This window comes from Salegentibacter sp. (assembly GCF_036568425.1).
GTDB lineage: Bacteria > Bacteroidota > Bacteroidia > Flavobacteriales > Flavobacteriaceae > Salegentibacter.
The window spans coordinates 43,612-53,925 of record NZ_DATCSO010000029.1; the positions used below are offsets into that span (position 1 = coordinate 43,612).

The following is a 10,314-nucleotide window of genomic DNA, read 5'->3' on the forward strand; positions in this document are numbered from 1 at the left end:
TATGGAAGAAACATCGGGAACTAAAATTGAAGCTATTTTTAAAAGTCAACAAGAATTCTTTGGAACTCACCGTACTAAAAAAGTGTCTTTTAGAATTGAACAACTAAAGATCCTTAAAAAGGCTGTCTTGAGTTATGAAGATCGAATTTATCAGGCTCTTGCACAGGACCTTAATAAAAGCAGGGAGGAGGCTTTTTTAACAGAGGTGAGTATAGTTTTACAGGAAATAGACTTTCATCTTAAAAAGCTTAAAAGCTGGGCTAGCCCAAAAAAAGTATCATCTCCAATGGTGCTCTTCCCATCAAAGTCTAAAATCCTGTATGAACCTTTGGGAATAGGGCTTATTATTTCTCCCTGGAATTATCCTTTTCAGCTTAGTCTTAATCCTCTCGTTGGGGCTATTTCTTCAGGTTGTTGTGCGATTTTAAAGCCCTCTCCCGATTCGGTTAATACTTCCAGGCTTTTGGAAGAAATGATTAACGAATATTTTCCTTCTGAATATATAAGCCTGGTGCAGGGAGGGAAACAAACCAACCAGGAATTGTTTGATTTTCCTTTTGATATCATCTTTTTCACAGGAAGCTCCAGGGTTGGAAAAATAGTAATGAAAGCTGCTGCAGAGCATCTGAGCAAGGTAGTCCTGGAGCTCGGTGGGAAAAGCCCTTGTATTGTGGATAAGGATGCCAATCTTGATCTTGCCGCCAAACGTATTGCCTGGGGGAAAACGATTAATGCAGGTCAAACCTGTATTGCTCCCGATTATCTTTTAGTTCACAGTTCAGTTAAAGAAGTATTACTAAAAAAGATTGTGGAAGCCTGGAAAGAAATGTATGGTGAAAAAATAAAGGATAGTAAGCATTACGCGAGGATTATAACTGATAATGCTTTCGAGAGGCTTACCGGATATTTAGAGGGTAAGGATGTTTATCATGGAAAGGGAAGCGACCCGGAGACTCGATTCATAGCTCCTGCTATCCTGGATAATGTAAGTTCGGAAGACCAAATTATGCAGGAAGAGATTTTTGGGCCAATTCTTCCACTTATGAAATTTGAAGATACTTCGGAAGCCATAACTTTTATCAATGCAAATAAAAAGCCTCTGGCATTATATTATTTTGGAGGTAAAGAAAAAGCGAATGAAGTTCTTAATAAAACAAGTTCGGGGGGAGCTTGTATAAATGACACTTTACTGCATATCGCAAACCATAAAATTCCTTTTGGGGGAGTGGGGTATAGTGGTATGGGTAATTATCACGGGTATAAAAGTTTTCTTGCCTTTAGTCACGAAAGAGCAGTAGTAAGCTCATCTACTCTAATAGATTTAAGTCTGAAATATCCGCCTTACCGGTTTTTTGGAGTGATAAAGAAAATACTGGGGTGAAAAAGAATATAAAAGTGTGCCCGGAGCGGGAGTCGAACCCGCACGCCCTAATGGACACATGGCCCTCAACCATGCCTGTCTACCAGTTCCAGCACCCGGGCAAAAGCAGGATTCGAGAATCTAACTTTCAATAGGGTTTCAGTAATTTTGAATTCCAATAGAATTCTGAACTTATTAAGTGATTTGAGTTTTCACTTAAAAAAGTGATCTGGCTGGGGCTTCCTTCGACTTCACCTATCGGCTTGCTCAGGATAAACTTCTCGCCCAACATAATCAGTATTTCAAAAAGTGATCTGGCTGGGGCTCGAACCCAGGACCCTCTCCTTAAAAGGGAGATGCTCTACCAACTGAGCTACCAGATCTGGTTTTTGCGTCTGTAAAAAGAACTGTGATATGGCTGAAGCTCCCCGAAATTCCATTCCACTGCGTTTCATTTCGTTCGGGACTCCCGATAGCTATCAGGATCTCACTCAACATGATCATTATTTCAAAAAGTGATCTGGCTGGGGCTTCCTTCGACTTCGCCTATCGGCTTTCTCAGGATAAACTTCTCGCCCAACATGATCAGTATTTCAAAAAGTGATCTGGCTGGGGCTCGAACCCAGGACCCTCTCCTTAAAAGGGAGATGCTCTACCAACTGAGCTACCAGATCATTTATGGCATACGTCGTTTTGCGAATGCGGGTGCAAATATACACGCATTAATTTATTTTTCAAGACTAAAATCACATAAATTTGCAATTGTTTTCAATTCATCTAAAAACGAGTAAATTATACTATGAAAATATTTCTTGCCGGATATATGGGTTCCGGAAAATCCCTGTTAGGAAAACAGCTTGCCAAAAGATTAAACCACGATTTTCTTGACCTTGATGATCAGATCGAAGTGATGGAAGGCAATAGCATCCATGATATATTTAATAAAAAAGGGGAGTTATATTTCCGTAGACTCGAAACTAAAGTTCTAAAAGATGTGCTGGAAGATAAGTCAGATCTTGTAGTTTCACTGGGTGGCGGCACTCCCTGCTATGGAAAAAACCTTGAGCTAATCAAGGAAACTCCTCAGTCAAAAATTATTTATCTAAAAGCTTCAGTAGAAGAATTAACCCGTCGCTTGTTTCCCGAGAAAATTCACAGACCTGTCATCAGCCACCTGGAAACCCAGGAAGCTCTGGAGGAATTTATCAGAAAACATATGTTCGAAAGAGGGTATTATTACCATCAATCAGATATTATCGTAAATGTAAATAATGCTGAGCCTGAAGATACATTGAATGAAATAATGGAGAAATTAAAATAACTCTGCTTTGTTATTTCCTTCCTCAAAAGTCAATGTAACTGTTTCGTGAATGGAAGTTGATAGTGATATTCCTTTAAAATCGGCCTTGACCGGATATTTTTTGTGGTTCCTGTCAACCAGGACAGCAGTTTTAAATTGTTTTAAAGGAACTTCGAGAAAGTGTTTCACTCCATAAATTAAAGTGGTTCCTGAATTTAGCACGTCATCTGTCAAAATCACTGATTTATCCTGGTAGTCGGCTTTTTCAAGAGAGGTTGTTATTTTACCAAGTGGATCTTTCTTGTCGATATTTACCTCGCAGAGACTTATTTTTAAAGGTGAGATTTCTTCTAGCCAGCTCTTTAACCGCTGAGCAAACTCATAGCCGTTTTTTGAAATTCCGGCAAGAACGATCTCTTTTTCTTTCAGGTTACTTTCGTAAACCTGATAGGCAATACGCTTTATTTTATGCTGAATCTGTTCATGGTTTAAGATCAATACACCTTTTTTCATAGTTTCTTGAATTTAAAAAAGAGTTCATTTCCTTGTCTTGGCTTAATAGAATTATAGCACGGCTCCAGGATTTCAATTTTAAAGTACTCGCTAAAATACGTTAAATATTCATTTTTATTGCCACCAAAGGGAGGCCCGTTTTCTGTCAATTTAAAATTAAAAAGTACTCCCGCAACTTTCCCATTGTCCTTTAAGAGGTCATGACATTTCCTGGCATAAGCAGGTCTTTTTTTAATAGGAAGCGCACAAAAGAAGGTCTGTTCCAGGATGAGATCAAAATAATCTTCGATCTCAAAAAAATCGGTGTGCAGGATTTGTTCCTGGGGGAATTTGGAATAGCGTTTAGAGAAATTTTCCAGAGGCTCATTAACAAGATCGACTACGAAAGTATTCCTGAAACCTTTTTCAAAAAGATATTCGGCTTCCCAGGAATTACCTGCTCCCGGAATAAGAATTTTTAGTTCCTTGTTAGTAAGCTGATCGATATAGGTCTTTAGGGGAGTCGATATTTGCCCAATATCCCAGCCCGTTTTACCCTGTTTATAGCGTTCTTTCCAGAAACCTGCATCCAGTTTATTTCTCATCAGGGCTTGAAGGGTCAGTGTTGTCAAACCATTCGTCTATATCGCGCCGATCTTTTTTCGTGGGGCGACCTGTACCTTTTTTTCGGTAGTAATCCTTGGAATATTTCAATAGCTCCAGTTTTTCGAAGGCTTCTTTAGGAGTTAAATCATGAATATATAAATTCACCAGTTTAGCACCAACCCTGCTTGGTGGGATATCCAGAACCTCGAGCTCATAATTGATCTGGTTTTTGCGTACGCTTATCTTATCCGTGGGGAAAACCTCTCTTGAAGCCTTTACATTGCTGCCTTCCATCTTTACTTTTCCCTGTTTACAGGCGTGGGTAGCAAGGCTTCGTGTTTTAAAATATCTTACACACCATAAAAACTTATCAATCCTCATAAAACTGCGGTTTAATCCTTAAGCAAAAATACAAGAATATTGTATCTTGCGGCCCAAAATAGACGAATGATGAAATTGAAATCTTTATTTTTAACGGGTATTATTTTAAGTATGGCCCTGGTTTCCTGTAGTGATGATGACGATGACGGGGTTGAAGATGTTCCCGAGAGAGACAAGGGAGAGCAGGCCATCGAGGATGACCAGGCCTTAAAAGCATACCTGGAAACCCATTTTTATAACTATGCGGATTTTGAAAATCCCGATGAAGACTTTGATTATATAGTACGCTTTGATACTATTGCCGGCGAAAATGCCGATAAAACTCCAATTATAGAATCAGATAAATTGATTCAAAAAAAATACAATAAGGATGATGTAGATTATAATATTTATGTTCTTAAAGTAAGAGAAGGAGTAGGGGAGCAACCAACCTTCGCTGATTCGACCCTGGTAACTTACCGTGGGGAATTACTTGATCATTCAACTTTTGATAATGCAAAAACTCCGGTATGGTTTGACCAGCTTTCATTGATCGATGGCTTTACACAAGGATTAATTGAATTTAAGGGAGCTTCGGGATATACTGTAAATGGAGATAATACGGTAAGTTTTAACAACGATTATGGGGTTGGTGCGGTATTTATGCCTTCTGGGTTAGGATATTTTTCTAATTCACAAGCAAGAATTCCAGCATATAGTCCGCTTATTTTTAGCGTTAATCTTTTGCAGGTGAATGAGGCCGATCATGACGGTGACGGCATCCCTAGCTGGATGGAAGATCTTGATGCCGATAAAGACCTTAGCAATGACGATTCAGATGAAGATGAAACTCCCAATTTTGCCGATAGCGATGATGACGGGGATGGTACCCCAACTCGTGAAGAAATTATCATCAATGAAGATGGCAGCCTTGAATTCCCCGATACTAATGGAAATGGAGTTCCGGATTATCTGGACCCGGATACATTTTAAGTAAAAATAAAGAAACTAAAAAGCCCCTAATTGGGGCTTTTTTTTGTTTTATGCTTTCCGTATTTTAAAAGGAATATGAAGCACTCAATATCCACTGGGAAGGTCGGGAATCAAGAGAAAACCTCTCGGAAGCTGTTTCTACGAAAGCAGTATTTTCGCTAAAGGCATTTTCATATCGAAGGTCAAAACCGAGACGGCCAATATTTAAGCCAGCACCTAATTGATAGCCTATAGTGATATCATTTTCAACATCACCAATCTCAAGTGAAGTTTCTTCTAATTCATTGTTTAAAATATACTGAAAAGATGGTCCTGCCTTAACACTTAAGGGCCCCAATACGTTAACTCCAACTAAAACCGGAGCATCTATTTTGTTTAATTTATAATCAAAAGATTCGTATTCGGTAGTAAGACTTGTGTATACTAATTCTGGCTGAAGAAAAATTCCTAAGATTCCAAATTTGCTGTAAGCCCCAATGTGAAATCCGGTCTTGTTCTCTCCTTCTTCAAAAGAAGCTCGAAAATCTTCGGCACCTTCATTTACATTTTCAAAATCTCCGGAAGCTCCGTAGTTCAATCCTCCCTTAATTCCAAATTCGGCTTCCTGGGCCATTAGGCTTGTACCGGTTAAAAAGATTGCGATAATTATTAACTTTTTCATTCTGTTTCAATTTTAAGTTAGGCCTTCCATAACGCATAAACAATGCCGTTTATTCTGAAGATATGAAAAAAGCCTTTCAGAAATAATGCTGAAAGGCTTCTAAGTTACTGAATTACAAAAATTTATTTTCTGCTTAAAACTTTTTCGCTTGCCTTGATAATAGCTTCGGCATTAAGCCCATATTTGTCCATTAATTGTTCGGGTGTACCACTTTCTCCAAAAGTATCCTGGGTAGCCACGAATTCCTGCGGTGCAGGATTATTTTCAGCTAAAGTACGGGCTACACTTTCTCCAAGACCGCCAAGGAAATTATGTTCTTCGGCAGTAACTACACATCCTGTTTTCTTTACCGAATTAATAATTGCCTCTTCATCGAGGGGTTTAATAGTGTGAATGTTAATTACTTCTGCACTTATTCCTTTTTCAGAAAGTTTTTCGGCAGCCTGAAGTGCTTCCCAAACCAAATGACCGGTGGCAAGGATGGTGACATCGTTACCTCCGTATAATTTTACCGCTTTTCCTATTTCGAATTTTTGATCTTCAGGAGTAAAATTAGCCACTTTAGGCCTTCCGAATCTTAGGTAAACCGGCCCATCATGGTCTGCAATTGCGATAGTTGCCGCTTTAGTTTGGTTGTAATCACAGGTGTTGATCACTGTCATTCCCGGCAGCATTTTCATAAGCCCGATATCCTCCAGGATTTGGTGAGTTGCCCCGTCTTCCCCAAGGGTTACGCCTGAGTGACTGGCACAGATCTTCACATTTTTTCCGGAATAGGCAACACTCTGTCTTATTTGATCGTAGACCCTGCCAGTAGCAAAATTAGCGAAGGTTCCGGCAAAAGGTATTTTTCCTCCTATGGTTAAACCAGCTGCTATACCAATCATATTGGCTTCCGCGATTCCTACCTGGAAGAAGCGCTCTGGGTTTTCGTCTATGAAATCCTGCATTTTAAGTGAGCCTACAAGATCGGCACAAAGCGCAACAACGTTTGGATTTTTTCTTCCCAATTCGGTGAGTCCATCCCCAAAACCTGAACGGGTATCTTTTTTTCCTGTATCTGTATATTTTTTCATATTATCTTCTTTGTCATTTCCGTCCCGCAAATAAGCGGGGTAAATTGCGACGGAAATCTATTTTTTTTATTGACTACCTTAATAATCGCCTAAAGTTTCAGGGTTTTGTGAAAGGGCTTTTTCAAGCTGCTCGTCGTTTGGCGCTTTTCCGTGCCATGCATGGGTATGCATCATAAAATCCACCCCGTGACCCATTACTGTTGTCATTAAGATACAAACCGGTTTACCTTTTCCGGTGCGGGTTTTGGCTTCTTTCAAGCCATCTATAACCTGCTCGATATCATTTCCATCTTCTATTTCGAGAACGTCCCAGCCAAAAGCTTCAAATTTCTTTTTGAGGTTTCCCATTGGGAGTACAGTTTCTGTGCTTCCATCAATCTGCTGGCCGTTTAGGTCAACTGTAGCGATAAGGTTATCTATCTTATTTGCAGCTGCATACATGATCGCTTCCCAGTTTTGTCCTTCCTGAAGTTCACCATCTCCATGAAGGGAAAATATCAGGTGCTTATCTTTGTTTAACTTTTTAGCTTCAGCAGCCCCAATCGCAACAGACATTCCCTGGCCTAAGGAGCCGGAAGCTACGCGTATTCCGGGTAGGCCTTCGTGAGTTGTGGGGTGCCCCTGTAAACGGGAATCGATTAATCTAAATGTATTTAACTCCTCCACGGGAAAATAACCGGTGCGGGCAAGTACGCTGTAAAATACCGGAGAGATATGGCCATTGGAGAGAAAGAATAAATCCTCATCTTTACCATCCATATCAAAGTTGGTATTATGGTCCATCACCTCTTTGTAGAGTGCTGTGAAAAATTCGGTACAGCCTAAAGAACCTCCGGGATGCCCCGAATTAACTTTGTGTACCTGTCTTAAAATATCTCTGCGCACCTGCGTGGCAAAGTCTTTTAATTCCTGAATGTCTGACATTATAGTATTGTGTTGTTTAAATAATGGCCACAAAAATAGGCTTTTAAATAGCTTTGACAAAGCCCCAAATGCCCAGTTATTAACTTTGAGGTTCAAGTAACTAACAATTTTGGTTTTTCATTAGCTTCAATTTGATATATAGTTAAGTATCTTTGCAGCGATTTAAATAAAACTATGAAATTTGATTTGTTGGCTACCGATGCTGGTAGTAAAGCCCGTGCAGGAACCATCACTACCGATCACGGTAAAATTGAAACCCCTATTTTTATGCCGGTGGGAACGGTGGCCTCGGTAAAGGGTGTGCACCAGCGAGAGCTTAAAGAAGATATTAATCCGGATATAATCTTAGGAAATACTTATCACCTTTATTTAAGACCACAAACCGAAATTTTAAAGAAAGCCGGTGGTCTTCATAAGTTTATGAACTGGGACCGCAATATCCTTACCGATAGTGGTGGATACCAGGTGTATTCATTGTCTGCAAGAAGAAAGATAAAAGAGGAAGGCGTAAAGTTTAAATCGCATATCGATGGCTCTCTCCATACTTTTACTCCTGAAAATGTAATGGAAATTCAGCGTGCCATTGGTGCCGATATTATTATGGCATTTGACGAATGTACCCCTTATCCCTGTGATTACCGGTATGCCAAAAGATCTATGCACATGACGCATCGCTGGTTGGATAGATGTGTTAACCACCTGGATAAAGTGGAGCCTTTTTATGGATTCAATCAAACCTTATTCCCTATTGTTCAGGGAAGTACTTATAAAGACTTGAGAGAACAATCTGCCGAATATATTGCTTCCGTTGGAGCTGAAGGTAATGCTATTGGGGGCTTATCGGTAGGTGAACCTGCCGAAGAAATGTATGCGATGACCGAGGTGGTAACCAAAATCCTACCGGAAGATAAACCCCGATACCTGATGGGTGTAGGAACTCCTATTAATATCCTTGAAAATATTGCTCTGGGAATAGATATGTTTGATTGCGTAATGCCCACGCGGAATGCCCGAAATGGAATGCTCTTTACAGCCCATGGAACTATAAACATAAAGAATAAGAAGTGGGGAGAAGATTTTTCTCCTATAGATGAGATGGGGATTACCTGGGTGGATACAGAATATTCTAAAGCCTATCTGAGACATCTGTTTACAGTTAACGAAATGCTTGGCAAGCAAATTGCTACCATCCATAACCTCGGCTTTTACCTTTGGTTGGTGAGAGAGGCCAGAAAGCATATCTTAGCGGGAGATTTCACGCCCTGGAAGGATAAAATGGTTAAACAAATGGATAAGCGTTTATAAATTGAAGATTCTTGACTGGTACATATTAAAGCGATATCTGGGAACTTTTTCCCTGATGTTATTGCTATTTATACCTATTGGGATAACGGTCAACCTGGCGGAGAAAATCGATAAAATCCTTGAAAATGAGGTGCCGTTTATTGAAGTTGCCTTTTATTATCTTGATTTTACAATTTATTTCGCCAATCTGCTTTTTCCATTATTTCTCTTTTTATCGGTTATCTGGTTTACCTCCAAGTTGGCCAATAATACTGAAATTATTGCCTTTCTAAGTAGCGGGGTTTCTTTTTACAGGTTTTTACGCCCATATCTAATTGGCGCTACTATTGTTTGTGGTTTTGCTCTTGTACTCAGTATGTATCTGGCACCAAAAGCGAGTAAGGGTTTTAATGAATTTAAATATGAATATCTAAAAAAAGGCACTCAAACCCAGGAGACCAGTGATGTTTACAGACAGATTAATGATGATGAATATATTTACGCCAGTCACTTTCAGCCAAGAACAAAAACGGCCAGGAACTTTACCCTTGAACATTTTGACGGAAACGAACTTAAATTTAAAATAAGTGCTTCCCGTCTTAAATACAACGAGGAGGATTCCACCTATACCCTTAGTGTTTTTGATAAAAGAATAATCGGTGAGAAAGAGGATGAAATAATACATGAAACTACGGTAGATACCATTCTCCCGTTTGATTTTGATGAGCTCACCCCGGAAAACTATATCGCTGAGACTCTTAACTATACGGAACTTAATGAATTTATAGAAAAAGAACGCCGCCGGGGTTCAGGGAATATTAATCGTTATCTGGTAGTGGCCTATAAAAGATGGAGTATTCCGGTCTCAGCATTTATTTTAACAATTATTGCTGTGGCAGTTTCTTCAATAAAAAGAAGGGGAGGAATGGGGGTGAACCTTGCTTTAGGAATCACTTTGGCCTTCGTATTTATTTTCTTCGATAAAGTATTTGGTACTATGGCCGAGCAGTCTACTTTCCCGCCTCTTGTTGCTGTCTGGTTTCCCAATATAAGTTTCGGAATATTAGCTGTTTATCTACTATTTAAGGCCAAGCGATAGGTCTCTGAAATTCCTTGGTAAAATATTGTAGAATCATAGGAAATCTTCCTTTTAAAGTTTGTTATATTTGTAAGCTAATAAAAAACACCCATAACTACTTATGGAATATTTAGATTTTGAATTACCCATTAAAGAGTTAGAAGAACAGTACGAGAAGGC

Annotated in this window: 11 protein-coding genes and 3 tRNA genes; 5 read left to right on the forward strand and 9 right to left on the reverse strand. The window is 39.4% G+C overall.

The annotated features are described in order from the left end of the window. Nucleotide 1: 1 nt before the first annotated feature. The gene (locus VIM94_RS03780) at nucleotides 2-1,381 is read left to right on the forward strand and encodes an aldehyde dehydrogenase family protein (RefSeq protein WP_332037962.1); all 1,380 of its coding nucleotides are present in this window, start codon (nucleotides 2-4) and stop codon (nucleotides 1,379-1,381) included. A gap of 17 nt (nucleotides 1,382-1,398) precedes the next feature. On the opposite strand, the gene VIM94_RS03785 is transcribed toward VIM94_RS03780, so the two are convergent. The 3 genes from VIM94_RS03785 to VIM94_RS03795 all read right to left on the reverse strand — a co-directional run bounded on the left by VIM94_RS03785 (nucleotide 1,399) and on the right by VIM94_RS03795 (nucleotide 2,034). Beyond that, nucleotides 1,399-1,482: transfer RNA gene (locus tag VIM94_RS03785), tRNA-Leu, on the reverse strand. A gap of 188 nt (nucleotides 1,483-1,670) precedes the next feature. Next, nucleotides 1,671-1,743 (reverse strand) — tRNA-Lys (locus VIM94_RS03790). A gap of 218 nt (nucleotides 1,744-1,961) precedes the next feature. Next, nucleotides 1,962-2,034 (reverse strand) — tRNA-Lys (locus VIM94_RS03795). A 125-nt stretch (nucleotides 2,035-2,159) separates the two neighbouring features. Here VIM94_RS03795 and VIM94_RS03800 point away from each other — a divergent pair. Then, the gene (locus VIM94_RS03800; RefSeq protein WP_332037963.1) at nucleotides 2,160-2,681 is read left to right on the forward strand and encodes a shikimate kinase; all 522 of its coding nucleotides are present in this window, start codon (nucleotides 2,160-2,162) and stop codon (nucleotides 2,679-2,681) included. On the opposite strand, the gene VIM94_RS03805 is transcribed toward VIM94_RS03800, so the two are convergent. Genes VIM94_RS03805 through VIM94_RS03815 form a run of 3 tightly spaced genes read right to left on the reverse strand, consistent with a single transcriptional unit; the run spans nucleotide 2,673 to nucleotide 4,139 of the window. Continuing rightward, a complete protein-coding gene (locus VIM94_RS03805; protein ID WP_332037964.1) occupies nucleotides 2,673-3,173 on the reverse strand; it encodes a phosphoribosyltransferase family protein in 501 nt (166 codons plus the stop codon). The two genes, VIM94_RS03800 and VIM94_RS03805, sit on opposite strands and share 9 nt — an antisense overlap. Next, a complete protein-coding gene (locus VIM94_RS03810) occupies nucleotides 3,170-3,757 on the reverse strand; it encodes a methyltransferase domain-containing protein (protein ID WP_332037965.1) in 588 nt (195 codons plus the stop codon). Before VIM94_RS03810 ends, VIM94_RS03805 begins: the two co-directional genes overlap by 4 nt. After that, a complete protein-coding gene (locus tag VIM94_RS03815) occupies nucleotides 3,747-4,139 on the reverse strand; it encodes an RNA-binding S4 domain-containing protein (protein WP_332037966.1) in 393 nt (130 codons plus the stop codon). Before VIM94_RS03815 ends, VIM94_RS03810 begins: the two co-directional genes overlap by 11 nt. Before the next feature lie 66 nt (nucleotides 4,140-4,205). Between VIM94_RS03815 and VIM94_RS03820 the strand changes: the two genes are divergently transcribed. Further along, on the forward strand, nucleotides 4,206-5,111 hold the full coding sequence (locus tag VIM94_RS03820) for a hypothetical protein (RefSeq protein ID WP_332037967.1): 906 nt from the start codon (nucleotides 4,206-4,208) through the stop codon (nucleotides 5,109-5,111). Nucleotides 5,112-5,175: 64 nt separating this feature from the next. Here the strand turns inward: VIM94_RS03820 and VIM94_RS03825 are convergent, their stop codons facing one another. From VIM94_RS03825 to VIM94_RS03835, 3 genes are all read right to left on the reverse strand, one after another. Next, nucleotides 5,176-5,772, reverse strand: coding sequence for an outer membrane beta-barrel protein (locus tag VIM94_RS03825; RefSeq protein WP_332037968.1), 597 nt, complete (start codon nucleotides 5,770-5,772; stop codon nucleotides 5,176-5,178). A 122-nt stretch (nucleotides 5,773-5,894) separates the two neighbouring features. Next, a complete protein-coding gene (locus tag VIM94_RS03830) occupies nucleotides 5,895-6,848 on the reverse strand; it encodes a transketolase family protein (protein WP_332037969.1) in 954 nt (317 codons plus the stop codon). 78 nt (nucleotides 6,849-6,926) lie between these two features. Further along, nucleotides 6,927-7,772: a transketolase gene (locus VIM94_RS03835; RefSeq protein ID WP_332037970.1), complete on the reverse strand. Its 846-nt coding sequence runs from the start codon at nucleotides 7,770-7,772 to the stop codon at nucleotides 6,927-6,929. Nucleotides 7,773-7,946: 174 nt separating this feature from the next. On the opposite strand from VIM94_RS03835, the gene tgt reads away from it, so the two are divergent. Both tgt and VIM94_RS03845 read left to right on the forward strand, forming a co-directional pair. Continuing rightward, nucleotides 7,947-9,077, forward strand: a complete 1,131-nt coding sequence (gene tgt, locus VIM94_RS03840; protein ID WP_332037971.1) for a tRNA guanosine(34) transglycosylase Tgt — start codon at nucleotides 7,947-7,949, stop codon at nucleotides 9,075-9,077. Nucleotide 9,078: 1 nt separating this feature from the next. Continuing rightward, the gene (locus VIM94_RS03845; protein ID WP_332037972.1) at nucleotides 9,079-10,155 is read left to right on the forward strand and encodes an LptF/LptG family permease; all 1,077 of its coding nucleotides are present in this window, start codon (nucleotides 9,079-9,081) and stop codon (nucleotides 10,153-10,155) included. Nucleotides 10,156-10,314: the final 159 nt, after the last annotated feature.

Excerpts from the sequence above, each read along its gene's own strand:
- VIM94_RS03825 (WP_332037968.1), bottom strand. The coding sequence starts at position 5,772 with ATGAAAAAGTTAATAATTATCGCAATCTTTTTAACCGGTACAAGCCTA.
- VIM94_RS03815 (WP_332037966.1), bottom strand. The coding sequence starts at position 4,139 with ATGAGGATTGATAAGTTTTTATGGTGTGTAAGATATTTTAAAACACGA.
- VIM94_RS03810 (WP_332037965.1), bottom strand. The coding sequence starts at position 3,757 with ATGAGAAATAAACTGGATGCAGGTTTCTGGAAAGAACGCTATAAACAG.
- VIM94_RS03830 (WP_332037969.1), bottom strand. The coding sequence starts at position 6,848 with ATGAAAAAATATACAGATACAGGAAAAAAAGATACCCGTTCAGGTTTT.
- VIM94_RS03780 (WP_332037962.1), top strand. The coding sequence starts at position 2 with ATGGAAGAAACATCGGGAACTAAAATTGAAGCTATTTTTAAAAGTCAA.
- VIM94_RS03820 (WP_332037967.1), top strand. The coding sequence starts at position 4,206 with ATGATGAAATTGAAATCTTTATTTTTAACGGGTATTATTTTAAGTATG.
- tgt (WP_332037971.1), top strand. The coding sequence starts at position 7,947 with ATGAAATTTGATTTGTTGGCTACCGATGCTGGTAGTAAAGCCCGTGCA.
- VIM94_RS03800 (WP_332037963.1), top strand. The coding sequence starts at position 2,160 with ATGAAAATATTTCTTGCCGGATATATGGGTTCCGGAAAATCCCTGTTA.
- VIM94_RS03805 (WP_332037964.1), bottom strand. The coding sequence starts at position 3,173 with ATGAAAAAAGGTGTATTGATCTTAAACCATGAACAGATTCAGCATAAA.
- VIM94_RS03835 (WP_332037970.1), bottom strand. The coding sequence starts at position 7,772 with ATGTCAGACATTCAGGAATTAAAAGACTTTGCCACGCAGGTGCGCAGA.